The 26,210-nt window shown below is 60.3% G+C and carries 26 protein-coding genes; 17 read left to right on the top strand and 9 right to left on the bottom strand.

All coding sequences use genetic code 11. The annotated features are described in order from the left end of the window. Positions 1–11: 11 nt before the first annotated feature. The gene (locus tag BN1128_RS06060; RefSeq protein WP_042867047.1) at positions 12–344 is read right to left on the bottom strand and encodes a DUF1904 family protein; all 333 of its coding nucleotides are present in this window, start codon (positions 342–344) and stop codon (positions 12–14) included. A gap of 87 nt (positions 345–431) precedes the next feature. Between BN1128_RS06060 and BN1128_RS06055 the strand changes: the two genes are divergently transcribed. The 4 genes from BN1128_RS06055 (at position 432) to BN1128_RS06045 (ending at position 3,994) form a co-directional block, all read left to right on the top strand. Continuing rightward, positions 432–1,322, top strand: coding sequence for a TraB/GumN family protein (locus tag BN1128_RS06055; RefSeq protein ID WP_042867046.1), 891 nt, complete (start codon positions 432–434; stop codon positions 1,320–1,322). Between the two features lie 133 nt (positions 1,323–1,455). Continuing rightward, entirely contained in the window at positions 1,456–1,641 is a 186-nt protein-coding gene (locus BN1128_RS24470; RefSeq protein ID WP_098984905.1) for a DUF3149 domain-containing protein, read from the top strand. Between the two features lie 159 nt (positions 1,642–1,800). Next, positions 1,801–2,382 carry a DNA endonuclease SmrA gene (smrA, locus tag BN1128_RS06050; RefSeq protein ID WP_042867045.1) on the top strand — a complete coding sequence of 194 codons (582 nt, stop codon included), beginning with the start codon at positions 1,801–1,803 and terminating at the stop codon, positions 2,380–2,382. 133 nt (positions 2,383–2,515) lie between these two features. Beyond that, a complete protein-coding gene (locus BN1128_RS06045; protein ID WP_042867044.1) occupies positions 2,516–3,994 on the top strand; it encodes a carboxypeptidase M32 in 1,479 nt (492 codons plus the stop codon). Positions 3,995–4,070: 76 nt separating this feature from the next. Here BN1128_RS06045 and BN1128_RS06040 read toward each other — a convergent pair whose 3' ends face one another. Next, a complete protein-coding gene (locus tag BN1128_RS06040) occupies positions 4,071–4,472 on the bottom strand; it encodes a VOC family protein (RefSeq protein WP_042867043.1) in 402 nt (133 codons plus the stop codon). Between the two features lie 190 nt (positions 4,473–4,662). Between BN1128_RS06040 and BN1128_RS06035 the strand changes: the two genes are divergently transcribed. After that, a complete protein-coding gene (locus BN1128_RS06035; protein ID WP_042867042.1) occupies positions 4,663–6,231 on the top strand; it encodes an AlkA N-terminal domain-containing protein in 1,569 nt (522 codons plus the stop codon). After that, positions 6,218–6,712, top strand: coding sequence for a methylated-DNA--[protein]-cysteine S-methyltransferase (locus BN1128_RS06030; RefSeq protein ID WP_042867041.1), 495 nt, complete (start codon positions 6,218–6,220; stop codon positions 6,710–6,712). The genes BN1128_RS06035 and BN1128_RS06030 overlap by 14 nt, the downstream gene beginning before the upstream one ends. Here the strand turns inward: BN1128_RS06030 and BN1128_RS06025 are convergent. From BN1128_RS06025 to BN1128_RS06000, 6 genes are all read right to left on the bottom strand, one after another. Further along, positions 6,685–6,876 (bottom strand): hypothetical protein, encoded by a 192-nt coding sequence (locus tag BN1128_RS06025; RefSeq protein WP_042867040.1) that lies wholly within the window; start codon positions 6,874–6,876, stop codon positions 6,685–6,687. The two genes, BN1128_RS06030 and BN1128_RS06025, sit on opposite strands and share 28 nt — an antisense overlap. A gap of 150 nt (positions 6,877–7,026) precedes the next feature. After that, a complete protein-coding gene (locus BN1128_RS06020; RefSeq protein WP_042867039.1) occupies positions 7,027–7,320 on the bottom strand; it encodes a DUF1272 domain-containing protein in 294 nt (97 codons plus the stop codon). A 39-nt stretch (positions 7,321–7,359) separates the two neighbouring features. Further along, entirely contained in the window at positions 7,360–7,689 is a 330-nt protein-coding gene (locus tag BN1128_RS06015; protein WP_042867038.1) for a DHCW motif cupin fold protein, read from the bottom strand. Between the two features lie 153 nt (positions 7,690–7,842). Then, positions 7,843–9,714 (bottom strand): peptidase U32 family protein, encoded by a 1,872-nt coding sequence (locus BN1128_RS06010; RefSeq protein ID WP_042867037.1) that lies wholly within the window; start codon positions 9,712–9,714, stop codon positions 7,843–7,845. Between the two features lie 190 nt (positions 9,715–9,904). Further along, complete coding sequence (locus tag BN1128_RS06005; RefSeq protein ID WP_042867036.1) at positions 9,905–10,513, bottom strand: LysE family translocator; 609 nt, start codon at positions 10,511–10,513, stop codon at positions 9,905–9,907. A gap of 127 nt (positions 10,514–10,640) precedes the next feature. Beyond that, entirely contained in the window at positions 10,641–11,582 is a 942-nt protein-coding gene (locus tag BN1128_RS06000) for a LysR family transcriptional regulator (RefSeq protein WP_042867035.1), read from the bottom strand. 225 nt (positions 11,583–11,807) lie between these two features. Here BN1128_RS06000 and BN1128_RS05995 point away from each other — a divergent pair, with 225 nt between their 5' ends. The 11 genes from BN1128_RS05995 (at position 11,808) to BN1128_RS05945 (ending at position 24,569) form a co-directional block, all read left to right on the top strand. Continuing rightward, complete coding sequence (locus tag BN1128_RS05995) at positions 11,808–12,896, top strand: ketoacyl-ACP synthase III (RefSeq protein WP_042867034.1); 1,089 nt, start codon at positions 11,808–11,810, stop codon at positions 12,894–12,896. A 309-nt stretch (positions 12,897–13,205) separates the two neighbouring features. Then, entirely contained in the window at positions 13,206–14,423 is a 1,218-nt protein-coding gene (locus BN1128_RS05990; protein ID WP_042867033.1) for a methyl-accepting chemotaxis protein, read from the top strand. A gap of 9 nt (positions 14,424–14,432) precedes the next feature. After that, positions 14,433–14,801 (top strand): response regulator, encoded by a 369-nt coding sequence (locus BN1128_RS05985; protein WP_042867032.1) that lies wholly within the window; start codon positions 14,433–14,435, stop codon positions 14,799–14,801. Positions 14,802–14,815: 14 nt separating this feature from the next. Continuing rightward, positions 14,816–15,142, top strand: coding sequence for an STAS domain-containing protein (locus BN1128_RS05980; RefSeq protein ID WP_042867031.1), 327 nt, complete (start codon positions 14,816–14,818; stop codon positions 15,140–15,142). A 26-nt stretch (positions 15,143–15,168) separates the two neighbouring features. Beyond that, the gene (locus BN1128_RS05975; protein WP_042867030.1) at positions 15,169–17,382 is read left to right on the top strand and encodes a chemotaxis protein CheA; all 2,214 of its coding nucleotides are present in this window, start codon (positions 15,169–15,171) and stop codon (positions 17,380–17,382) included. Positions 17,383–17,397: 15 nt separating this feature from the next. Beyond that, the gene (locus tag BN1128_RS05970; protein WP_042867029.1) at positions 17,398–19,320 is read left to right on the top strand and encodes a methyl-accepting chemotaxis protein; all 1,923 of its coding nucleotides are present in this window, start codon (positions 17,398–17,400) and stop codon (positions 19,318–19,320) included. A gap of 12 nt (positions 19,321–19,332) precedes the next feature. Beyond that, positions 19,333–19,905 (top strand): chemotaxis protein CheW, encoded by a 573-nt coding sequence (locus tag BN1128_RS05965; protein WP_042867028.1) that lies wholly within the window; start codon positions 19,333–19,335, stop codon positions 19,903–19,905. A 72-nt stretch (positions 19,906–19,977) separates the two neighbouring features. Then, positions 19,978–22,149 carry a methyl-accepting chemotaxis protein gene (locus BN1128_RS05960; RefSeq protein WP_042867027.1) on the top strand — a complete coding sequence of 724 codons (2,172 nt, stop codon included), beginning with the start codon at positions 19,978–19,980 and terminating at the stop codon, positions 22,147–22,149. Positions 22,150–22,210: 61 nt separating this feature from the next. Next, complete coding sequence (locus tag BN1128_RS05955; RefSeq protein ID WP_042867026.1) at positions 22,211–23,014, top strand: CheR family methyltransferase; 804 nt, start codon at positions 22,211–22,213, stop codon at positions 23,012–23,014. 10 nt (positions 23,015–23,024) lie between these two features. Continuing rightward, the gene (cheD, locus tag BN1128_RS05950) at positions 23,025–23,495 is read left to right on the top strand and encodes a chemoreceptor glutamine deamidase CheD (protein ID WP_042867025.1); all 471 of its coding nucleotides are present in this window, start codon (positions 23,025–23,027) and stop codon (positions 23,493–23,495) included. Positions 23,496–23,507: 12 nt separating this feature from the next. Then, positions 23,508–24,569, top strand: a complete 1,062-nt coding sequence (locus tag BN1128_RS05945; protein ID WP_042867024.1) for a protein-glutamate methylesterase/protein-glutamine glutaminase — start codon at positions 23,508–23,510, stop codon at positions 24,567–24,569. A 42-nt stretch (positions 24,570–24,611) separates the two neighbouring features. Here the strand turns inward: BN1128_RS05945 and BN1128_RS05940 are convergent, their stop codons facing one another. After that, positions 24,612–25,844 (bottom strand): cysteine desulfurase-like protein, encoded by a 1,233-nt coding sequence (locus tag BN1128_RS05940; protein ID WP_042867023.1) that lies wholly within the window; start codon positions 25,842–25,844, stop codon positions 24,612–24,614. Positions 25,845–26,210: the final 366 nt, after the last annotated feature.

The raw sequence follows: 26,210 nt of genomic DNA, 5'->3' as shown, positions 1-26,210 counted from the left end.
TTACCCTCTTTTCAATAGTGCTGACCATCGCTGTAGTAGTGGCTTTTGACGATGGGCAGCACCTGCACCACCACATAGGTCTGCTCCCCCAGCACCGCCTTCAGATGACGGGTGATGAGCGCCGCAGCGGCATCTTGCAGCTCCTGTGGTCGTTCGAACCAGACCAGCTCCACAAACGGAAAACCGGCTTCGACCGCCCCGCCGCGTACCCAGCTGCTCTCGACCCGCTCCAGGGTGACAAACTCGGGCTTGCCGCCGGTCAGGGCGCACAGATCCGCCAGCAGGGGCGTGCTTATCTGCTGCAGGGTATCGATGGAGACGGCCCGAAAACGAAGATGGGGCATGGGAAACCTCTTGGCTGTGACGAATGAGGACTTATCATAGGGCTTATTGTTATGAAGAGAAGCCATCCCGCCAACATAAGGTGCCTCATGAAATTTCATCGCACGCTGATTTCCTTCCTGCTCTGCCTGCTGCTGCCGCTGACCGCCTTTGCCGACCCCGCCTTCTATCGGGTGAGCAAGGGTGACCAGCAGCACTGGCTGCTGGGCTCCATTCATGCGGGCAAACCCTCGCTCTATCCGCTGCCTGATCCCATCGAGCGCGCCTGGCAACAGAGCCGCGCCCTGGTGATGGAGGCCGACCTGACCCACATCAGCCAGACGCAGTGGCAGGAGATGGGCGCCATCACCCGGCTGGTGGATGGCAAGACCCTCAAGGATCACGTGCCGCTCGATCTGTATCGGCGCACCATCATAGCCGCCGGCCAGAATGGCCTGACCGAGAACATGCTCTCCCCGCTGCGCCCCTGGTTTGCGGCCATCACTCTGACCCAGGCGGCGCTGGAACGTACCGGTTTCAGCAGCGCGCTCGGGGTGGATCAACACTTCGCCAAGCGCGCCACCGAGAGCGGCAAGCCCATCATCGGCTTCGAGACCCTGCTCGAACAGCTCGGCTACCTCGCCAGCGTCGGTGACAACCAGACCCTGATGCTGGAGAGCACCCTGGATGAGCTGCCCCAGCTCGAAACCGGCTTTCGCGACGTGATGAAGGCGTGGCAGGAGGGGGATCAGGCGGCTCTCGTCAACCTGCTCAAAGCCGAGATGGCGCCACCCAAGCTGCAAGCCTGGCTGGAACAGACTCTGCTGGCAGAGCGCAACCACAACTGGTTGAAGAAGTGGCCGACCCTGCCAAACGAGAGCTTTATCGTGGTAGGCGCTCTGCACCTTTATGGCGACCAGGGGTTGATCGCGCTGCTGGAGCAGCAGGGGTGGCGCATCACACCGCTCACAGCACCTGGCCCAGGCACGGCCGCCAAGTGATGCCCCATCCGTGCGCCTGATCTGCCCGGCGGCTTGGCCGAGTGCGAGGCCGCTCACAGATCCGGTTGCCGGTTAAATAACCACTACGGGACTTGATCGAGATCATCTCATCACTCCCAAAGAGGTATCTATCATGCCTGTCATCAATGGGATGACAGGAGTACATGAGATGGAATTTTGGATGAACCTGATGTTCGGCAACAGCGTGGGGCTCATGTCCATGTTGGTGATTATCGGTACCTTCCTGCTGATCAGTTCCTACGCGGCCTATTTCATCTACAAGGTGATGAACGCCAAGCCGCCGAAAGAGGAGCAGTAACACATCTAGTCAGGCGATCCCCGATCGCCTGTTGACGCCTGCCCGGCAGCAACAGCTTTTCCTTCCCGACCGACGGTGGCCGTCTGGCTGGCTAGCCCCATTTTCTGACCCCGACTCCCCCGCTATAATGCCCGCTCATTCCAATGCGGGGAGCCTGCCGTGTCTCATGACGACGAACTCTCACTGTTTCTGCAGGAAGTGGCCGACGTGCGGCCCATTCACAGCGACAACACCCTCTCCCTCACGGGCACATCCGCCCCGACCGAGGCGCAACTGGCCCGCCGTCAGGCGGCTACCGCCGAGCAACTGACCCTGGATCACCTCAGCATGGAGGCGGTCGAGCTGCTCGATCCCCACGCCATCGTCGGCTTCAAGCGCGATGGGGTTCAGGAGGGGGTATACAAGAAGCTGCGGCTCGGCAAATACGAGTTGCAGGCAAGCCTGGATCTGCACCAGAAGACCCTCAACGAAGCGCGTCAGGCGCTGGTGCAGTTCATTGCGGATTGCGAGGTGCGGGACATCCGCTGCCTGCTGATCCTGCACGGCAAGGGGGAGCGCAACACGCCGCGCGCGGTGCTGAAAAGCCATGTCAGCACCTGGTTGCCGCAACTGCCGGCCGTCATGGCCATGCACAGCGCCGAGCGCCGCCACGGCGGCAGCGGCGCTCTCTATGTGCTGCTGCGAAAAAGCGAGCGCAAGAAGGCGGAGAACCGCGAGCGACACCAGAAGCGGCTCGGCTAGTCAGCCCCCGTCATCTGGTCAGTCATCCTAGGCCAGGGTGGTAAAACGCGCGATGGCAGTGTTAGCATCGATCGGCCCCGATCATGCCAGGTACGGGGTGCATACCATCAGGGACGATAACAAGGACAATCCCATGTCATATCAAAAACTTGAACAACATCAGCAACAGCTGCACCGGCTCTCCCACCTCAGCGCCATCTGCGGCTGGGATCAGGCCGCCATGATGCCGGAGGGCGGCAACGAGGCACGCGCCGAGGCCATGGCCGAACTCGGTGTGCTGATCCATCAAAAGCGTACCGCCCCCGAGCTCGGCGACTGGATAGCCAAAGCCGAGAGCGAACCACTGGATGAGATCCAGCGCGCGAACCTCACCGAGATAAAGCGCCACTGGCAGGATGCGAGTCTGCTGCCCACAGATCTGGTCGAGGCGCTGTCGCTGGCCGGCAGCAAGTGCGAGCACGCCTGGCGCAGCCAGCGCAAAAACAACGACTGGGCAGGCTTCGCTCCCAATCTCAAGGAGGTGGTGACGCTGTCGCGGGAAGTGGCGCGCCTTCGCGCCGAGGCACTTGATGTGCGCCCCTACGACGCCATGCTGGCGTTGTACGAACCCGGCATGACGAGTGCGCGTCTGGATCAGATCTTCGGCGATCTCACCGGCTGGCTGCCCGGCCTGATCCAGCAAGTGAGTGAACAGCAGAAGCATGAATCGATCTTGATCCCGCAGGGGCCCTTCCCCATCGCGAGCCAGCAGGCGCTCGGTCAGGAGGTGATGGGGCTGCTCGGCTTTGATTTCGCCCACGGCCGGCTCGATGTGAGCAGCCACCCGTTCTGTGGCGGCGTGCCGACCGACGTGCGCATCACCACGCGCTACAACGAGCAGGAGTTCGTCTCCAGCCTGATGGGCATAGTGCACGAGACGGGTCACGCGCGTTATGAGCAGGGGCTGCCGCGCCAGCTGCTGGGTCAGCCGGTGGCCGAAGCGCGTTCCATGGGCATTCACGAAAGCCAGAGCCTGTTCTGCGAGATGCAGCTCGGCCACGATGCGGCCTTCCTAGCTCTGCTGGCGCCGCGCATCCGCGCGCACTTTGGCGAGCAGGCGGCGTTTGCGCCGGCGAACCTGGCGAAGCTCTACAACCGGGTCGAGCCCGGATTTATCCGCGTCGATGCGGATGAGGTGACGTACCCGGCGCACGTGATCCTGCGCTACGAGCTGGAACGCGACCTCATCGAAGGGCACATCGAGGTGGCCGATCTGCCCGAGCTGTGGGATGCCAAGATGCAGCAGTGGCTCGGTCTCTCCACCCAGGGCAACTACCAGAATGGCTGCATGCAGGACATTCACTGGACGGACGGCTCGTTCGGCTACTTCCCGAGCTACACGCTCGGCGCCATGTATGCGGCGCAGCTGCGTTTCGCGCTGGAGCGGGAGCTGGGCAACATGAGCAGCGTGATCGAGGCGGGTCGCCTGCCGGAGATACTCGCCTGGCTTGGTCGCCACATCTGGTCACAGGGCAGCCAGCACAGCACGGACGAGCTCATTCGCCGCGCGACCGGCGAGGCGCTGAACCCGCGCTGGCTGCGCCAGCATCTGGAGCAGCGCTACCTGAAATAACGGATGACGCGCCAGCGAGTGAAAAGTGCAACGGGGCAGCTTGGCTGCCCCGTTTTTCATTGGCAAACAACCGGATTCAGAGAGGATCGGGGACGCTCAAAAACTCGCGCAATTGCAGGATATTGCCTTCCGGATCAAACGCATTGCGCAGCACGAAGCCAGGCCCCGGCCACTGCTGCGGCAACAGGCCGCCACCGAGATCGGCCGCCCTGGCCTCGGCCCAGGCGAGGCTTGGCACGGTAAAGAACAATTTGATCGCCCCCTGTTCCCGCAGGATCGGTGGCACCTGGATATTGATATCGCAGGCAATCGACTCGGGGATGGCGTGGATCAACAGCTGGATGTCGTCGTTCTCCATCACGACAAAAGCGGCATCCTGACTGCGAATGTCCATCTGCAGCAAGGTGCGGTAGAAATGGGTCAGCAGGCCGAGATCCCTCGCGTAGATCAGGGCGCCGGCGCGGGCGGGTCCTGGCATGGTGCTATCCTCCTTGGATGTTGTCACCCCAGATTCTCACACTTGCCCGCCCGGTTCGACCGCTTTCAACCTCGCCACAGGGGCTCTCCCGGCGACGTTTTTATTTCAATTGCTGTCCGTTTCTGGCTAGTCACCGCGCCCCCTCCCCCTTACTCTCTCATCCATGCACCCAGTACCGAGCGCCAGGACCATGAACTCGCAACCAGCCAGTGACCACCATCAGGATGAGGGGATCCCGAGCCTCAACCGCGAGCAATGCCACGCCGCCCGGCTCGCCCGCGATGCGCATTTCGATGGCCGCTTCTTTACCGGCGTGCTCTCCACCGGCATCTACTGCCGCCCCGTCTGCCCCGCGCGGCCACCGCACGAGCACAACGTGCGCTACTTCCAAAGCGCAGCCGCGGCCGAGCAACATGGCCTGCGCCCGTGTCTGCGCTGTCGCCCCGAGCTGGCCCCCGCCGCACGCGGCGATCTGCCGCTCGAACTCGCCCGTTTGCTGGCGCGGATCGATCGCGGCGAGCTGGCGGACGGCTCGCTCGCCGAACTGGCGGCAGAGGCAGGAATAAGCGAGCGCACGCTGCGCCGCCAGTTCGAACAGCATCTCGGCGCATCCCCGAAACAGGTGGAGCAGACGCGCCGGCTGCTGCTCGCGAAACGGCTGCTGACCGAAACCGCACTACCCATCACGGACATAGCGTTTGCGGCGGGCTTTGCGAGCATTCGCCGCTTCAACGATGCCTGGAGCCAGGCGTATGGCCTGGCGCCCCGGGCGCTGCGCCAGCGTGAAGGAAGGGCCGACGTCATCGAGAGCGGCGCGGTGCTCACGCTGCAATTGCCGTATCGCCCGCCTTATGACGTGGCAGCCATGCTGGCGTTTTACCGGCTGCGGGCCATCCCCGGGCTGGAGCGGGTCGATGGCGAGGCGTATGAACGGCGCCACAGGGTCAGCGATCAGTCTGGATGGATCCGTATCGAGCAGGGCAAGGGCCATAGCATCAGGCTCACAGTGCATGATCTGCCGCCCGCGGCGCTGCCTGATCTCTTGTATCGCGTGCGACGCATGTGGGATCTCGACGCCGACATGCAGCGCATCGGTGAGCGGCTCGGGCAGGATCCGCTGCTGGCGCGCCTGCAGGCACGCTGGCCCGGTGTGCGACTGCCCGCCGGTTGGGATGAGTACGAGGTGATGCTGCGCGCCATCGTTGGCCAGCAGGTATCGGTCAAGGGCGCCATCACCATTATGGGGCGGCTGGTGACGCGTACCGAGGCGCAGTTCGGCGTGGTGCAGCTGCCCACCCCGGCGCAGCTGTGCACGCTGGATCTCGACGGCATCGGCATGCCCGGTAGCCGCATTCGCACGCTGCAAGGGCTCGCCGCCGCGCTCGCGAGCGGTGCGCTTTCCCTGACCACGGCCAGCGACGAGCAACTGCTGGCCTTGCCGGGCATAGGTCCCTGGACGGTCGCTTACTGGCGGCTGCGCTGCGGGCAGGATCCAGACGCCTTCCCCGCCTCCGATCTGGTGCTGCAAAAGGCGCTGGGGGGCGGCGACAAGCTGCCGGTGAAGAAGGTATTGGCGCAAAGCGAAGCATGGCAACCCTGGCGCGGCTATGCAGCGAGCTGGCTGTGGCACGCTATGAGCGAACAACCGGCGCTGCTGATCAACGAGCCATTGACCACCACTGCGAGCCTGGTTTCAGCCACCACGGGGAGCAAGGCGCCCCAAAGCCATGACGAGGAGATAACCCATGATCCGCTATGACATGCTGCCAACGAGCTGCGGCGAGCTGCTGGTCGCCATCAACGCCCGCGGCCTAGTGCACGTGGACTTTGTGGCTGGCCTGCGGGCACTGCCCGATATGAGCGGCTGGCAACAAGACAGTGAGGCGCTCGCCCCCTATCTTGCCGAATTTGACGCCTATTTCAGCGGACGCCTGCAGCGCTTCACCCTGCCACTCGCCGCCCATGGCACGGCTTTTCAGCAAGCGGTGTGGCAAGCGCTGCGTGACATCCCCTACGGCGAAACACGCAGCTACAGCGATATTGCCCGCGCCATCGGCAAGCCGAGTGCGAGCCGGGCGGTCGGCGCCGCGAACGGCCGCAACCCGCTGTCGATCATAGTGCCGTGCCATCGCGTGATAGGCCAGAACGGCAGTCTGACCGGTTATGCGGGAGGATTGCCCATCAAGCAGCAGTTGCTGGCACTGGAATGTGATCAGTCACGTTCAGCCAACCAGCCATGAAAACCGCTCGCCTGAAAATAGCGCCAGCCAGTGCCCAACCCGGCAGCCCCCAGCGGTTGCCAGGTTTGCTCCTCATTCAAGGGGAAAAAGTCCCGATCCAGACGCTGTATCATCTGCTCGCAGGTCGAGAGCGGTAAACCGGCCAGATAAGCCTGCAGACCCATAACCGGGTACCAACCGCAAGATGCGCGGATCATCATCCTGTGCCCCGTCACCTTTGAATCGCCCCGTCATCTTCTGCTCCTAGGTGTGAGCCCCCTTGATAGGGGCGACTACCGGGAGAAGGTCAAGAACCATCAGGGTTGAGGTACTTGTTAGCAGACGTTGCCCCAGAGGGAGCGCAGCGGCTCTAGCGCCCCCTTGCTAGGGGCCGCTTTCAGGGCTGGATTGAAGACGCGCTTGATGGAGGCGGGATTGGCCGCCAGCTTGGCTGTAGGGCGGCGGGAACGCCTGAGCAATTCACCGCCGCAGTTGGGGCAAATCAGTTGCAGATAGTGCTCGCTGCAATCGGCGCAGAAGGTGCACTCGAATGAGCAGATATACGCAAGACCCGTGTCGGCGGGCAGATCCTGCTCACAGCATTCACAGTTGGGTCTGAGTTCAAGCATGGTGGTTGGCCTCAGTGGCAGCGGAAGAAGGTGAGCGGCTCAATCGACGATAAAGAGCCGGGCGCCCTGCTCGGTGAAGGATCTATGGGGCTCTGCATTGTCGGCCACCTGATAGCTCATGCCCGGTGTCAGGGTGAAGACGCGGCCATCCTGCAACTCTGTGTGCAGCTCTCCCTCAATGCAGAGCAGGACGTGCCCCTTGCTGCACCAATGATCCGCCAGATAGCCGGCAGAATATTCCACCATCCGCACCCGCAGCGTACCAAAGGTTTGGGTATGCCAACGGGCGACGCCGGTTTCACCCTTGTGCTCGGTCGGTTCGATATCGGCCCAACGGGTCGTGCAAAACGGCAGGTCTTTGATTTCCATCACAACTCCATTTGTCGAAAAAACGGGGATCCCAAGGACGACTCACTTGCCCCCACAGAAGGCATCTCGGGCAAGCCAGCCCTCTCTCGAGCGTCTTATACTGCCATCAAACCCACTCCTGTGGCATGCCCCGTCTGGTACCTTGATGGGCAATTAACGCTTAAGGCTACCCATCACCTGCATTTCGCAGCGGTTGCAGTCAAAACGCAGGCGGAAGGTGTCTTTACCCATCTTGAGCTCCAGCGGCTCAGCCTTGAGACCGGGCACCTCTTTCGGGCAGAGGTTCTGGCTGTAGCGGATGCAGTGCTTGGTGATCATCAGCACCACTTCCCCCTCCTCCTTATTCGCCTCATAGGCGGGAGCAATGCGCTCGACCCCATGCTCGCGGAAGAACTGCTCAGCGGCGCTGTTCAGCACATTGCCAAGATAGGAGAGACGGTGCTGCGGATAGTTGATATCCCGCAAGGCGATGCGTCGCTCGGGGCGCTGGTAGCTGGCCACACGCGCCGCCTCCAGCGCGGCGATGCCATCCCTGCGCAAGCCGTTGAGCTGTGATGCGGCGATGAATAGCGGCCTCGTTACTACCAACTCAATCTTGCGCGCCACAAACAGGGTATTGCCGAGTTTGCCAAGTTGGTCGCGCGCCTGTTGCAGCGCCCGCTCCGGATTGTCGGCTGGCAGCTTGTCACAGGGAAGCATGACGGTAGCGCTGATGCCCTGCTCGTCGGTGAGCGTAAGGCTCAAACCCTCATCACACTCTGCAAGCATCATATCGACCCGGATACGGCGATCCGCGCTCGCCTTCTCCAGCATCTTGCTAAACACCTGATCGTGGTTGCGGTAGATCTCGGTGCCTACCTTCAGCCCCGGCATACGTTCTGACAGGAGTAACTGCTTACCTTCCACTTTATTGAGGCGCATCCCCACCAGCTCGTTGTTCGGCTTGAAGAAGCCCAGACCGTCGCCGTTGTTGAGGGTGACCTGCTTGCCGTCAATCTCGATGCCATCCTTGGTCACCTTGGTAACGCGACCCAGCGGCTCGCCCACATATTTCGGGCTCTTGGTGGAGTCGATACCTTGCTGACGACCATTGAGGAAGTAGTCGGTAGCACCACGGTTGAAGCTCTTTTTCGGATCCGGCTCGAAGCTGTAGCTGCAACGACCCGCCGAGGCGGCCACCAGATCGGAGCGGCTGTCGAGAATGGCGTCGAGCTTTTTACGATACCAGGCGGTGACGTTTTTGACATAATCCAGCCCCTTGAGGCGCCCCTCAATCTTGAAGGAGCGAATGCCCGCAGCGATCAGCGCCTCCAGATTGTCGGTCTGATCCATGTCCTTCAAGGAGAGCAGGTGACTGTCGGCCACCAGCACTTCGCCGTCCGGCTTTTGCAGTGAGCAGGGCAGGCGGCAGAGCTGGGCACACTCGCCGCGGTTGGCGCTGCGGCCGGTGCGGGCATGACTGATATTGCACTGACCGCTGTAGGAGACGCAGAGCGCGCCGTGGATAAAGAACTCCAGCTGCACATTGGTCGCCGCGCTGATCTCGCGGATCTGCGCAAGGGACAGTTCGCGCGCCAGCACTACCTGAGAGAAGCCCACATCCTGCAGAAACTTCACCTTCTCTGGCGTGCGGTTGTCGGTCTGGGTACTGGCATGGAGTGCGATGGGCGGCAGATCGAGCGCCAGCAGTCCCATGTCCTGCACTATCAGCGCATCGGCCCCTGCTTCGTAAATCTGGTGGGTCAGCCGCCGAGCCTGCTCCAGCTCGTGATCGTGCAACAAGGTATTGAAGGCAACGAAGACCTGGGCGCCGAAACGGTGGGCGTGACGCGCCAGCGCTTCGATATCGTCGAGGGAGTTGCCCGCCGCACTGCGGGCGCCAAAGGCAGGGCCACCCATGTAGACGGCATCGGCGCCATGGTTGATGGCTTCGATGCCGTAGGCGAGGTTCTTGGCCGGAGCCAACAGTTCGAGGCGGTTCAGTGCGTGGCTATGGGTCTGTGGGTGCATGGTCTGTGGGTGCATGGTCTCTGAGTCTATCGGCAGACAGAAAATGCCCGTCACTCTAGGTCAGTCGCCCTTTGCTTGCCTTGATCCCGCTTAAGATCACCGCAAGATACAGGATTAAAAGTCCGGAGTTCGCAGTCCCGCCTGTGGAGCCGGATATTCGTTCAGCGGCCCTGCTCTCATAGCGCGAGCCGCTGACAAGCGAACCTCAGAGCACCACCTTGAGCGCCAACCCCAGCAGCACCAAGCCGCTGACCTTGTCGATCACGAAGGATTTGGCTTTGAGCCACGCCAGTACGGGGCCACGAGAGAGCACCAGCGCCACCAGCACGTACCAGACGGCATCGATCCCGCCAGCGGTGAGCATCATGATGCCCCCTTCGCTCCAGCCGGTATCGGCCCGCACAAACTGGCTGAACAGGGCGATAAAGAACACCGCCAGCTGGGGATTGAGGAAGGCAACCATAAAGCCTTCAAAGGCCCCCTGCCGACCGCGCAACTGGTGTACCTCTTCACTCGCTTCGCCACCGGCAGGCCTCGCCAACAGGGCTTTCACCCCGAGCCAGGCAAGAAATGCGGCGCCGCCGTAGCGGATCAGATCAAACAGCAGCGGGGTCTGGGTGATCAGCACGGAGAGCCCCAGCGCGGTAATCAGTGCATAGATGCCAACGCCAAGGCCGTGACCCAAGGCCGTCACAACCCCGTGGCCCTGCCCGCCCTGCACCGTGTTGCGGATGATCAGTGCCAGACTCGGCCCCGGGCTGATGGCCCCCATCACGCAGATTGCAGCCAGTGCCAGCCAACTCGTCAGTTCCATACTTTTCCTCTTTTGTGCTCGATATGATGACCTGCACTCAGGGTACTGGCTGAGCCATTATGCCAGTATTGAAAGTTATGAATAGAACCCATAACCCATGGCTATAGTGCAACACAACTGACTGGGGCTAACCGCCGAGATCGAACTGCTTGCGACTCTCGCCGACGGTGCGTTGCAGGTGATCCCGCAGAAAGGGGTAGGCCAGCTCTCGAAACCAGCGGTGGGCCGGATCCTGATGGTGACGCTGGTGCCACAGCAGATGATACTGCTGATCGCGGGTAGCAAAGGGCAAGTCGACAAAGGTGAGCCCATGGCCGCAGGAGAGCTGCCAGGCGATATGGGCCGGGGTGGTCATCAGGCAATCGGTGCGCAGCAACACCTCCACCGCCGCCTGAAAGAAGGGAACCCTGGCAAACCAGCGCCGACTCAGCCCCTGCGGCGCCAGCACCTGTTCCACCGGACTGTCCTTGTCACCACCGCCACTCACCTGCAGGTGAGGCCAGGCGAGATAGTCATCGAGACTCAGCGCCTTGCCTGCCAACGGATGGTGGCTTCCCATCAGCACCGCCAACCGATCTTCCCCCTGATGCAGACCGCGGATCTGATCCGGTACCAGCTCGGTGATGGTGGAGACCAGATCCAGCTCTGACTGCCACAGCTGCGGCAACTGACGCTTGTCCCACAGGCTGTACTCCAGCGCTGCCAACGGCGCCTCTTTGGCGAGCGCAGCACAGATATCGGGCAGGATATGCTGGGCCACATAATCAGAAGAAGCGAGCCGAAATACCCGCTCGCAGCGGCTCGGGTCAAATCCGGGTGCTGCGTAGAGCCGCTCCAGCGCCCCAAGAGAATCCGCCAGCTGAGCGGCCAGCAGTTCGGCCCGTGGCGTCAGCAGCCAGCGTTGTCCCTCCCGTACCAGCAAGTCGTCGCCAAACTCGCTGCGCAGCTGGCTTAGCTGCTTGCTGATAGAGGGCTGGCTCAGGTGCAACAGCTCGGCGGCACGGCTGATATTGCGGGTCTCCAGCAGCACCTTGAGGGTGGGCAACAAGTTGAGATTGGCTCTGTGCAAGGAATACCCTCATCGGTGGGGAAACGCCTATCTTAGGGCAGACGAGTCCCGCGTTTTAAGCAAAATTTCCAGCCATGTTCAGCACCTTGCAGCCCTTTGTGGCCAGATGGCGCAGCCGCTCGCCCCGCACATAACCATGACCACAAGATGACAGTGGTTGTCTCGTACGGCATAATTGCACGATTTTCCGCCCGCGGGCGATCCACTTTGAGAAGCGGTAACAAGATGAAATACGCCAATATCACCGGCTGGGGCAAATGTCTGCCTCCCTCAGTGCTGACCAACGATGACCTCAGCACCATCATGGATACGTCGGATGAATGGATCTATCCGCGAACCGGTATCAAGGCCCGCCGGATCTCCCACGTCAGTACCTCGGATCTCGCCACCCTGGCCGGTCGCCGCGCCCTCGCCTGTGCGGGCCTGGAAGCGAGCGATCTCGATGGCATCATACTGGCGACCGCGACTCCGGATAACCTGCTACCCAATGCCGCCTCTGCGGTGCAGAAGAAGCTCGGTGCCGTCAACGCCGCCGTGTTCGACCTAAACGCTGCCTGCACCGGTTTCGTCTATTCCCTTTCCGTCGCCACCTCACTGGTGCAGACCGGCATGATGAAGAAGGTGCTGGTGATCGGTGCCGAGCGCCTGACCTATCTGCTGGACTGGGCGCGTCGCGATACTGCGGTGCTGTTTGGCGATGGCGCAGGTGCCGTGGTGATCGAAGCAAGCGAGCAAGAGTGCGGCCTTATCGCCAACAAGCTCGGCTGTGACAGCGAAGCGCGGGAGATACTGCACGTCCCGAACTTTGGTACCGATCGAGTGCGTTTTGCCGATGTCGATGGCCTCTTCACCTTCAACTTCGAAGGCCCGGAGATCTTCAAACGCGCCGTGCGCGGCATGGGAGAAGCCACCAGCTCAGTGCTCGCTCAGGCTGGCATAGACCCTGAACAGGTCGATCTCATAGTGCCGCACCAGGCCAACATCCGCATCATCGAAACCCTGGCCAAGCGCATGAACGCCCCCATGGAGAAGGTGATGGTCAACATCGAAAACTACGGCAATACCTCCGCCGCTACCGTGCCCATCGCCCTGTGCGAAGCGCTGGAGCAAGGCCGCGTCAAGCCGAACTCCTATCTGCTCACCGCAGCCTTCGGTGCCGGTCTGACCTGGGGCGCCGCCATCATCAAATGGGGCGATCGCGTCACCCCCATCAACTCATGCGATGCCGAACTGCCCCCGTGCGACAAGAGCGCGCTTGAGCTGATTGCCCATGCGGTCGAAGGGTGCCAGAAGGCCCACGCCAACCAGGCCTAATCCTCATCAGGAGCCTGGGTCATCAGGCTCCTTTTTTATCTCTGTGCTTACTTCCGCGCTATCCCCACGCTTCGTTATCCGCCACTTCACTGCGCTCTCGTTTAGCCAGAGCCCCTTCTGCTGCCTTCATATTCCAGTTTTATCAGTAGCCCCCCCCGAATAGGACCGATTTGTAACCAAGTTATTTTTTTGCGCTAACCTTACTGAGCCATTTGTAACTAATGGGTTCGGGCGTGGATCATCCTCTCTGTCACCAGTGGGATAACCGCTTGTTCCCACCCCGACTCACGTGCAGGGATGAGTTTGCGTATGACAGATCACAAAACGGCAGAAACCATTGCATTCTGGGACCCGGTGAGTTGGGCATGCTGCCTGGGCATAGGCCTGCTCAGCACCCTGCTGCTGATTCTCGCTGGTAGCCCCCTGCCTTATCTGCTGGCCAACGGCGTGCTGGCTCTCGGTGCCGCCCTCTGGTGTTCCCATCACTATCACGGCAGGCCGGAGACGAGTCATCACGATGATGAGGCTGCCCATACCTGGTCTGCCGCACAGCTCAGCCACTCCATCATTGGGCTCGAGCAAGTGTGCGAGAAAGCCGTCCCCATCTGGTCACAGCAGATTGAGAACTCCCGTCAGCAGACCGAAGGGGCAATGATCGATCTGACCCAGCGCTTCGCCGGGCTCACCACCAAGCTGGAAGAGGCGGTGGCCGCCTCTCACAATGCAGCCGGCGATCTTGGGGGAACAAAATCGGCGGGCATGGCTGCCGTACTGGCCGAGAGCCAGGCCCAACTCAACCAGGTGCTCGCCATCATGCATTCCGCACAAGCCAATCGTGATGCCATGCTGGCAGAGATCAAGACGCTCACCGCCTACACCATAGAACTCAATACCATGGCGCTCGACGTGGCCAAGATTGCCTCCCAGACCAACTTGCTGGCACTCAATGCCGCCATAGAGGCGGCTCGCGCTGGTGAAGCCGGTCGCGGCTTCGCAGTGGTGGCCGATGAGGTACGCACCCTGTCGCGTCTCTCCAGCGAAACGGCCCAGAAGATGACGGACAAGGTCGACACCATCAATAGCGGCATTGGACGTGCCTTCCAGATAGCAGAAAGTGCTGCCGCACGGGATCAAGCCGCCGTCAGTGACTCGGAGCACGCCATCGAGCAGGTGCTGGAGCGCTTTCGTATGGCCACCACCAGCCTGGCGGAGTCGGCCGCCCTGCTGCAGAGCGAAAGCTCGGGGATCCACCGCGAGATCTCCGATGTCATTGTTTCGTTACAGTTCCAGGATAGAGTCAGTCAAATCCTCAACCATGTACGCCAGAACATGGACAGCCTCAATGACCACCTGATTTCCTCACGCAACAGAACACACCAGTCCGGCCCCATCCAGATAGATGCGGAGAGCTGGCTGGCAGACATGGAACTCTCCTATGCCACTGATGAACAACGCAACATTCATCATGGCCGCCGCCAGCAACCCATGGTGAATTCCTCCAGCAGTGCAGACGTTACTTTTTTCTAGGAGACAGATATGGCCAAAACAGTCCTGATCGTGGATGACTCGGCAACTATTCGCCAAGTCGTCGGCATGACACTCAAGGGAGCCGGTTACGAGGTGATGGAAGCCTGCGATGGCAAGGATGCCCTCAGGAAACTCGACGGCAAGAAGATCAATCTCATCATCAGCGACGTCAACATGCCGAACATGGATGGCATCAGCTTCGTCAAGGAGGCCAAGAAACTGGCCAGCTACAAGTTCACCCCCGTCATCATGCTGACCACGGAATCTCAGGACAGCAAGAAGCAGGAAGGACAGGCGGCAGGGGCCAAAGCCTGGGTGGTCAAGCCATTTCAGCCCGATCAGATGCTGGCGGCCGTCGCCAAGCTCATCATGCCCTGAGTCTGGAGCTACCCATGCCGCTACACATAGAGACGGGTGAACACAAGACGCTGGTCAAAGTATCGGGGGAGATGACCATCTACACAGCCGCCGAGCTCAAGCTGGCACTCACCCCCCTGCTTTATCGCCAGCAAACGCTGGAGCTGGACCTGTCTCAGGTATCCGAGATAGACAGTGCCGGTTTGCAGCTGTTGCTGGCGGCCAAGAAAACGGCGCAACAAGGCGGTTATCCGCTGCACCTGATCATGCACAGCCATGCGGTGCTCGACGCGCTGGAGCTGTGCCAACTGACAGCCTTCTTTGGCGATCCAACCCTCATGCCCCACGCTGATCACGGCTAGGCAGTCCCAGCGACAAGGAGTCATTCGTGAGCATCAATCTTGATCAGGCCCTACAAACCTACATCGCCGAAGCACGCGAACTGCTGGAAGAAATGGAGTCCGCCCTGCTGACGCTGGAAAACGATCCGGAGAACAGCGAGCTGATCGGTGCCATCTTCCGGGCGGCACATACCATCAAGGGCTCCGCCGGCCTGTTTGGCTTGCAACCCATCGTCAGCTTTACCCACATAGTCGAAGACTTGCTCGATCAGGTGCGCAATCAGCAACTGACGATCACCACAACGCTCATCAAGGATCTGCTGGAGAGCCGGGATCATATCGAGCGACTGGTCCGCCTGGTCGCAGAGCAGGGCGTGTCCCTAGGGGATGACGAACAGGCACTGGACTCTCAATTGCGGCTCAATCTGGCGCGCCATCAGGTGGCAAGCCAGACCAGATTGCCGGAATGCCCCCCATCAACAGAACCTGAGCCGGTCAGCAAGGAGGAGGGTCATGTCAGCGTCACCTCACTGTGGCACATCTCCCTGCGCTTTGGCCCGGATGTATTGCGTAATGGCATGGATCCAACCTCATTCATGCGCTATCTCGGCACCATGGGCACCCTCTGCGCCATCGAAACCCTCCACGACGCCCTGCCCGACTGGGAACACTTCGATCCCGAGAGCTGCTACCTAGGTTATGAGCTCGATGTCGACACCCTGGCCGACAAGGGGGCCCTGAGCGATGTGTTCGAATTCGTACGCGATGACTGTCGCATCACCATACTGCCTCCTCACAGCAAGATTGCCGAGTACATAGCACTCATCCATGACCTGCCAGAAGACAACGACATGCTGGGGCAACTGCTGGTCAAAACGGGGGCGCTGACCGCCAGCGAGCTGGCGATCGGCCTGCAAACCCAGCATGACAGTTCGCAGGCTGGCAGCAGCAAGCTTGGGGAGATCCTGATTGCTCAGGGAGCCGTCAACGAGGTAGTGGTTGACGCCGCGCTCAAGAAACAGAGCCAGAGCAAGGAGAACAAGAATAAGGAAGGTCGCTACGTTCGGGTGCATGCCGACAAACTGGATGATCTGATCAATCTGGTCGGCGAGCTGGTTGTCGCCAGTTCGGGCGCCAGCCTGTTGGCTCAGCGCTCACGAGACAGTCAGCAGCAGGAGGCCAACTCCACCATCGCCATGCTGGTCGAGGAGATCCGGGATGGTGCCCTACGCCTGCGCATGGTGCCCATTGGGGACACCTTCAACCGCTTCCAGCGCGTTGTACGCGATGTCAGCCACGAGCTGAACAAGGACATTGCACTGGTCATCACAGGCGGTGACACCGAACTCGACAAATCCGTAGTGGAAAAAATAGGCGATCCCCTTATGCATCTGGTTCGCAACTCCATGGATCACGGCATCGAATCGGCGGGGCAGCGCCTCGCCGCTGGCAAACCGGCGAGGGGCACCTTGACCCTCAATGCCTATCACGACTCCGGCAGTATCGTCATCGAGATCAAGGATGATGGCGCCGGACTCAACAAGGCAAGAATTCTGCAAAAGGCGCAAGAGCGGGGCCTGATCGCCACCAATGCAGTGTTGACGGACCAGGAGATCTACCAGCTCATCTTCGAGCCCGGCTTCTCCACCGCAGAGGCCATCACCAATCTCTCGGGTCGAGGGGTCGGCATGGACGTGGTCAAACGCAACATCACGGCCCTGCGCGGTAGCGTCGAGCTGGACAGCAAACCAGGACAAGGCACCCGGGTGCAGATCCGGCTGCCATTGACCCTGGCCATCATCGACGGTTTTCTGGTTCGGGTCAGTACCACCCATTACGTCATCCCCCTTGACATGGTAATCGAGTGCGTGGAGCTGACCCAGGGTGCGCTGGCCGATACCCAGGGACGCAACTACCTCAACCTGCGCGGCGAGGTGCTGCCATTTGTCCGGCTCCAGCATTACTTCGATGTCGAAGGGGCGAGAGGGCGCAGGGAAAACATCGTAGTCGTCAGTCACGGCGGCAGGAAATCCGGGCTGGTGGTCGATGAACTGCTGGGGGAATTTCAGACCGTGATCAAGCCGCTCGGCAAGCTGTTTCAACGCCTGCAAGGGATCAGCGGATCCACCATTCTGGGCGGCGGCGAGGTTGCCCTCATCCTGGATATTCCCTCCCTCATTCAACATGCCATCGATCAGGAACTGAGCCAGCTGAGCCAGTACGCCCTTCCTCGCCAGCAAACTCAACCAAGAGTCAATTAACGCCAGGAGCCCGTCATGTTCAGAAACTCCACCATTAAAATGCGACTCACCATACTGCTCTGCCTGTTATGCACGCTGCTGCTGGGCGTCGGCGGGCTGGGACTTTACAACATGCAGAACAGCAATCAGGGCCTGCAGCGGGTTTATAACGACCGGGTGGTGCCACTCAAACAGCTGAAAACCATCTCCGACAACTACGCCGTCGCCGTCATCGACAACGTCAACAAGGCCAATGCGGGCCTCATCAGCGCCGAAGAGGCGCTGCAACAGATCCAGCGGGCCCAGCAGCAGATCAAGCAGGAGTGGCAGCGTTATCAGTCCACCAAGCTGACCGCAGCCGAGCAGAAACTGTCGGCAGAGGCAGGCACCCTGTTCAGCGCGGCGGATCGCGACATCAACCGACTGGAGCAGTTTCTCGCCGCCCAGCACGGCGTCATCGCCGGCAACCTCAATGATTTTGACGGCAAGCTTTACGGCTCCATCGATCCCATCGGCAACAAGATAACCGAACTGGTCAGTCTGCAACTCGATGTGGCCAAAGCCGAATACGAGCAGGCTCAATCCTGGTACGACGCTATGCTGCTCACCATGATGGTGGTGGTCACGATGGGCATAGTGGCAGCAGCCTGGTTTGGCATAGTGCTCATCCGCAGCATCATAGCCCCCATCAATCAGGCGCTGCAGGTGGCCAATCATCTGGCGGAGGGCAACCTCGACGTCACCATCACCATAGGGGCCAACGATGAAGCGGGCCAACTCTTGATGGCCATGCAGAACATGGTCAACAAGCTGACGGCCCTCATCAACGACATAGAAACCCTGGTCACGGCCGCCGTCGAACAGGGGGATTTCAGCTACAAGATAGCGCTGGACAATCGGCAGGGCTATATCAAGCGCCTGTCCGAGCTGCTGAACCGCCTGTCCAACGTTACAGATACCAGCCTCAAGGATGTCATGCGCATCGCCACCGCCCTGTCGCGGGGGGATCTCACTCAGAAGATAGATCAGCCCTACCCAGGGATTTTTGGTCAGACCAAGGATGGTCTCAACAGCACCATAGACGCCTTGACGGCCATAATTGAAGAAGTGCGCAACGCCGCCGACAACCTCACCAATGCCTCCAGCCAGGTCAGCACCACGGCCCAGTCCCTGAGTCAGGCCACCAGTGAACAGGCCGCAAGCGTGGAAGAGACCAGCGCCTCCATCGAGCAGATGAGTGCCAGCATCAACCAGAACACGGACAACGCCAAGGTGACCGACAACATGGCAAGCAGCGCCGTCCTCGAAGCGACCGAAGGGGGCCGCTCGGTACAGCAAACCGTGGCGGCGATGCAACAGATAGCCCGCAAAGTCAGCATCATCGATGACATCGCCTACCAGACCAACCTGCTGGCGCTCAATGCCGCCATAGAGGCGGCCCGCGCCGGTGAACACGGCAAGGGCTTTGCGGTGGTGGCCGCAGAGGTGCGCAAACTGGCCGAGCGCAGCCAGATTGCGGCTCAAGAGATAGGTGAACTCTCCTCCAGCAGCGTCGATACTGCAGAGAAAGCGGGCAGCCTGCTCGACAAAATAGTGCCTTCCATCCGCAAGACATCCGATCTGGTCCAGGAGATCAACGCGGCGTCCGGCGAGCAGGCCAGCGCGGCGAACCAGATCAGCATCGCCATGAACCAGCTCAATCAGGTGACCCAGCAGAACGCGGCCAGCAGCGAGGAGCTGGCAGCCACCGCCGAGGAGATGAGCTCCCAGGCCAACGAGCTGCAGCAGACCATGGACTTCTTCTCGCTGGAGAACCTGGTCAGGCCCTCAAAACTCAGCGAGGGCACGCACAGGGGCGCGCCCCCCAGAGGCAAGTTTGTCATGCCTGCCCAACACCCGCTGCACGGCAACACGGCACCGCAACCCCAGGTTGATGAAGCCGATTTTGTCCGCTTTTAACCGGAGAGACTCATGAGCATGTCAACCGAAGTGGTCCCACAGCCAGTCACGCTGGCTCATGACAATCAGGGCGATGCCCAGTATCTGACCTTCCTGATCAAGGGTGAGATGTTTGCCATCAACATTCTCGGGGTCAAGGAGATCATCGAATACGGCAACATCACCCCCATCCCCATGATGCCGAACTTCATCCGTGGCGTGATCAACCTCAGGGGGGCAGTGGTCTCGGTGGTGGATCTCAACGCCCGCTTTGGCAACGCCCCCTCCAGCATCACCCGCCGCAGTTGTATCGTCATTATTGAAGGGGTGCACCCGGATGATCCCGAGCACGGCAATCAGGACATTGGTGTCGTGGTGGATTCGGTCTCGGAAGTGCTGACCATCCCCAGCAACGAAATAGAGCCGCCGCCCAGTTTTGGCGCCCGCATCCGGGCCGATTTCATCAGCGGCATGGGCAAGGTGAACGGCAAGTTCGTCATCCTCATCAATACCGAGAAGGTGCTCTCCATCGACGAGATGACACAACTCAGTGAACTCACCCAGCAGCAGGAACGGCTGCTTGAACAGAGACAGCCAACGCCATAACCCTGGCGTCAACAACAACGAGAGTGTCGCTCACACCACACAGCAATGACATGTCGCACAAGGATAAGGCCCATGACTCAATCATTCTTTGGCAATCTCTTCGGCAACGGTAGCGCTCATACCTTGCAACAAGCACAGCTGACCCAGTTGATCGGCGCCACTCGCACCATTTCGCAGGGGATCGCGCAGGGTGAACAGCCGAGTTTGCTCGAACTGGGCATGCTGGATGGCCCGCTGCGGGAACTCTGTCAGGAGTTCAACCAGGTAATTACACTGCTGGGCCAGCGCCTCAGCAGCGGGCTGGCGGCCATCAGCGCGAACCAGGCCCTGTATGACGAGAACCTGCGGGTACGCAAGGCACTGGATGGCGCCTCGACCAATGTGATGATCGCCGATACCAACCTCGACATCGTCTACATGAATGAAGCCGTCCTCGCCATGCTGGGGCAGGCGGAATCCGACATCCGCAAGGATCTGCCCAACTTTGACACCAGGCAGCTGATGGGCAAAAACATCGACACCTTTCACAAGGATCCATCCCACCAGCGCAGCATGCTGGCCAAGCTGGACAAGACCTACCGCGCGCAGATCTCGGTCGGTGGCCGCATCTTCTCCCTGATCGCCAACCCTGTCTTCAATGACAGCGGGGAACGGCTCGGTTCAGTGGTTGAATGGGCAGATCGCACCAAGGAGATCGCCATCGAAAATGAAGTGAAAGCGGCCAACGCGGCTGCCAAGCTCGCCGCCGCCGAAAGCCTGCGAGTCAAGAGGGCGCTGGATGGCGCCAGTACCAACGTGATGATTGCCGACACAGATTTGAACATCATCTACATGAACGAGTCGGTCAAGGAGATGCTGAGCCTGGCCGAGTCCGACATCAGGAAGGAGCTATTCAGCTTCAACTCATCCACCCTGATGGGCGCCAACATAGACAGCTTCCACAAAAATCCCGGCCATCAGCGCAGCATGCTGGCCAAACTGAACAACACCTACAAGACCCAGATCCTGCTCGGTGGTCGCACCTTCTCGCTCATTGCCAACCCGGTATTCAGCGACGATGGCGAGCGGTTGGGCTCGGTGGTCGAATGGTCTGATCGCACCAAGGAGGTCGCGATCGAGCGGGAGATGTCGGAGATAGTGCAGGCGGTGATCAATGGGGAGCTACACAAACGCATGGATCTGGTGGGCAAGAGTGGCTTCTTCCAGACTCTGGGGGAAGGCATCAATCGCATCGCAGAGGTGATAGACACCAATCTCAACGATGTGATCCGGGTGGTGCAATGCCTGGCACGGGGGGACCTGACCCAGACGATCGTGGCCGACTACCCTGGGGTATTTGGCACCACCAAGGACTCTCTCAATCAAACCATCATCTCGCTGACCAACATAGTGACCGAGGTGCGAAGCGCGTCCGACAACCTCTCCAGCGCTTCGGAACAAGTCAGCGCCACCGCCCAATCCATCAGTCAGTCGAGCAGTGAGCAGGCATCCAGCATGGAGGAGACCAGCGCCTCCATTGAGCAGATGAGTGCCAGCATCAACCAGAACACAGACAACGCTCAGGTCACGGACGGCATGGCCAGCAAGGCGGCCAAGGAAGCGGTGGAAGGCGGTGAGGCGGTCAAGCTCACGGTCGATGCCATGAAGCAGATCGCCAAACGGATCGGCATCATAGATGACATCGCCTACCAGACCAATCTGCTAGCCCTCAACGCCGCCATCGAAGCCGCCCGCGCGGGGGATCACGGCAAGGGCTTCGCGGTGGTCGCCGCCGAGGTCCGCAAACTTGCAGAGCGCAGCCAGGTGGCGGCTCAGGAGATAGGCGAGCTGGCCTCCAGCAGCGTCGACATGGCGGAAAAAGCGGGCCGCCTGCTCGATCAAATGGTGCCCTCCATCAACAAGACTTCGGATCTGGTGCAGGAGATCAGCGCCGCCTCCGCCGAGCAGTCCACCGGCGTCAGCCAGATCAACATCGCCATGAATCAGCTGAGCCAGGTGACCCAGCAGAATGCTTCCTGCAGCGAGGAGCTGGCAGCGACAGCAGAGGAGATGAGCAGCCAGGCCGAGCAACTGCAACTGGCCATGGAGTTCTTTACCCTGGAGCAACACAAGGGTGGCACGGGTCAGAAAGCCACAGTCCCCCGGGCTGGGACCCGAGGGCGTTTCATCACCGACAATAATGGGCAAGATGGCTTCAATGGCTCACCTCGCCCCCACAATGACACTGATTTTGTCCGGTTCTAAGCAAGGTAGCGGGTGAGTATGGCTCACCCGCTACGCCCCTATCACCACAGGGAGTCCGTCCGTGTATCAGACCCAGTTGCATGATGATGAATTTGCGCAGTTCCAACGCTGGATCCACCAAACGGCAGGCATAGATCTGTCACCGGCGAAGAAGGCGCTGGTCGCCAGCCGGTTGTCAAAACGGCTCTGTCACTACGAACTGGAGAGCTATGGCGACTATTTCAGTCTGATAATGAATAACCGGGGAACAGAGCTGCAGATCGCGCTCGACTTGCTCACCACCAACGAGACCTACTTTTTCCGGGAGCCAAAACACTTCGAATTTCTCAGCGAGAAGGTGCTGGCACGACAACCAAAAGAGCGGGCGGTGCGCATCTGGAGCGCAGCCAGCTCGTCCGGTGAAGAGCCTTACAGCCTGGCCATGACGCTGGCCGACACGCTGAGCCAGGGCAATTGGGAGGTAATCGCCTCGGATATTTCGACCAGGGTGCTGGAGCAGGCCAGGTCTGGACAATATCCCATAGAGCGGGCCCACAATATTCCGCTCTCCTTCCTGATGAAGTACTGCCTGAAGGGCGTAGGCTTTCAGGAAGGCACCTTCATCATCGACCGCAAACTCAGGGAAAAAGTGCAATTTCATCACATCAACTTGAATCAGGAGATCCCCGACATCGGCATGTTCGACATCATTCTGATCCGCAATGTGATGATCTATTTCAATCGGGAAACCAAGGGACAGGTGCTGCAGCGCCTGGTGCCACGCTTGAAGAAGGGAGGCTACCTCATCGTCAGCCATGCGGAGAGTCTGAACGGTCTGCCCCACGGTTTGCAACTGGTGTCGCCCTCCATCTATCTGAAACCCTGAGGGTTTCAAGATGAAAGAGATAATGCTGCAACCGGGAGAGTTCTTTTTTGGTCAGGACGACACCATCATCCGCACCCATCTGGGCTCCTGCGTAGCCATTACCATGTGGCACCCGGAGCAGAAACGGGGTGGCATGTGCCACTACATGCTGCCCAGCCGTGGCCACAACGATGACGAACTGGATGGCCGCTATGCGGATGAGGCAATCCAGTTGTTTATCAATGAAATAAGCAAGTACCCCGCCCCCATTCACGAATACGAGGTCAAATTGTTCGGTGGCGGCAACATGTTTATCGAACAACAGACACTCAACACCATGAATGTGGCCATTAAAAACATCAAGGCGGCCTGGCAACTGACGCAGCACCTGGGGCTGTCGATCAAGGCTCATCATCTTGGACATGCAGGCCACAGAAGCCTGATTTTTGAACTGGCCAACGGCAATGTCTGGGTACGCCACCACCGGCTGCCGCATCGTTAAGGGAACTGGGCTATGAAACAGATCAAGGTCATGCTGGTGGATGACTCCGCCGTAGTCAGGCAGGTATTGCAGGCCATTCTGGAACAGGAGCCTGATATCAAGGTGATTGCCACCGCGTCGGACCCGCTGTTTGCACTGGAGAAGCTGAAAAAAGAGTGGCCCGATGTGATAGTGCTGGATGTGGAGATGCCACGCATGGATGGCATCACCTTCCTCACCAAGATCATGGCCGAGCACCCCACCCCCGTGGTGATCTGCTCTTCCCTGACCGAGAAGGGGGCGGAAACCACACTCCAGGCCATGGCTGCCGGCGCAGTGGACATCATCACCAAGCCCACGGTCGGGCTCAAAAGCTTTCTGCAGGAGTCGGCACAAGCGCTGGCCATGGCGGTGCGTGCTGCAGCTCAGGCCAATGTCAAACGACTGGGCAAGGCGCCGGCGGCCACAGTCGCCGCCAAACTCAACGCCGACGCCATCATGCCTGCGGCCAGCCAGCATGCCATGGCCCAGACCACGGAGCGGATCGTGGCGATCGGCACCTCTACCGGCGGCACCCAGGCGCTGGAAGCCGTGCTGACGACTCTGCCTCGCGTCTGTCCCGGCATCGTCATCGTGCAGCACATGCCGGAGAAGTTCACCGCCTCCTTCGCCGAGCGGCTCAACAATATATGCCAGATCGAGGTCCGGGAGGCGAAGAGCAATGACAGGGTCATTCCGGGTCTGGCGCTCATAGCGCCGGGGGGCAAGCACATGCTGCTCAAGCGCAGCGGCGCCTACTATCACGTCGATGTGATGGACGGCCCCCTCATCAACCGTCACCGCCCTTCGGTGGACGTACTGTTTCGATCTGTGGCCAAATTTGCCGGTGGTAATGCCACCGGCATCATAATGACGGGGATGGGGGATGATGGTGCGCGTGGGCTAAGAGAGATGCTGGAGGCAGGCGCCAACACCTTCGCTCAGGATGAAGCCTCCTGCGTGGTGTTCGGCATGCCCAAGGAGGCCATCAAGCTCGGGGCCGCCCGCCACATACTGCCGCTGCAGGATATTCACCACGCCATAGTGGGTCGCTAGCAGGCAAGACGACACGGCCCGGCATCACCGGGCTGTGCTGTTTTAATACGGCATGTCGTCGAGCAGCGCGAACAGCCGATCGATCTCGGCCTGCGTGTTGTAATGCATGCAACCCACCCGCAACACTCCCTCACTCACCCCCAACTGTTCCACCAGCGCCAGCGCATAGAAGTGGCCGGCCCAGCTGCATACCTGGTGATGGCCGAGATACTCGGCCATCTCGGTCGGCGTATGGCGGTTCGAGGTGATGGCGAAGGTCGGGGTGCGCCCCTTGCTATCGTTGATGCCGTGCAGAGTGAACCAGGGCCGTTCGGCCAGCCTGGCCAGCAGATGGGCGCCGAGCTGCTGCTCATGGGCCCGGCTGCGAGCAAATGCCAGATCGATACGCGCCTCCAGATCATGTTCGGCGGCGTCCAGCCCGGACAGCGAAGCCAGATATTCGACCGTCGCCTCCACCCCGGCTAGGGCTTCCCAGTTCTGGGTACCGGTCTCCCACTTGTAGGGTGCCACATTCTTCGCCGGTTCGACTTTGTAGGGCGTGAACCGCTCCAGATGACGGTGCTTGCCATACAGGATGCCGAGGTGCGGGCCGAAGAACTTGTAGGCGGAGCAGCCGAGGAAATCACAATCCCAGGCCTGCACGTCGATGCGCTCGTGGGGCGCAAAGTGAACCGCATCCACATACAGCAAGGCCCCGACGCTGTGCACCGCATCGGCGATGCGGGGGATATCGACCAGGGTGCCCGTGGTATTGGATGCCGCAGTGACCGCCACCAGCCGGGTCTTGGGGCCCAGCAGCGTCAGCAACTGCGCATAGTCGAGCCCGCCGCTCGCCACATCCACCCGCACCTGATGCACCACAACGCCACGATCGGCCGCGGCCTGCTGCCAGCTCGACACGTTGGAGTAGTGATCCAGCGCGCTGACGATAATCTCGTCCCCCGCCTGCCACTCCCTAGACAGGGCACGGCTGACTGCAAACGTCAGAGTAGTGAAGTTGGCGCCAAAGACGATCTCTTCGGCCCGATCCGCCCCCAGTAGGGTCGCCACGGCCTGCCTTGCTCGCTGTGCCTGCTGCTCAGTGGCGCGGGCCGAGAAGAAGGGACCACCCAGGTTGGCATTGAAGTGGCCGAGATAGTCGGTCATGGCCGTGAGCACGGGGCGAGGCACCTGAGCGCCGCCCGGGCCGTCGAAGAATATAGGGGTCTTGCCATCAACCAGTTGATTGAGGGCGGGAAACTGGCCGCGCAACACGGCGATATCGAGAGCCTGCATAGAAGAGTTCACAGTCCATGTTAACAGTTGAATAACATGATGAGAGTAAAATGGTGCAGCAGCAATGTCCATCCGTGAACCGGTCAACCATCACAGTTACAAAATGAGGCCATATTTTCAGTATAAAATGCTGGGGAGCCACGCATGGCCCGCCCTCTCCATCAGTGCCTGCCGGCACGGGGTTCTCGCCGTATTCATGCCGGGAATCGACATAGAAGTCGTTGATAAGGATGAAAAATGAGCGAAAGATATCAAAAAATGACCGACTCGCACTTTTTTGTCGCCAGATATCATCGGAAGGGGTTCACAAAGCTGCCGGATCTGATAGTATGCGCCTCGCACTTGGGGAGGGGTTCCCGAGCGGCC

This window comes from Aeromonas piscicola (assembly GCF_000820005.1).
Taxonomy (GTDB): domain Bacteria; phylum Pseudomonadota; class Gammaproteobacteria; order Enterobacterales; family Aeromonadaceae; genus Aeromonas; species Aeromonas piscicola.
The sequence above is the reverse complement of the archived record's forward strand: the minus strand, read 5'-3'. Positions and strand labels throughout refer to the sequence as shown.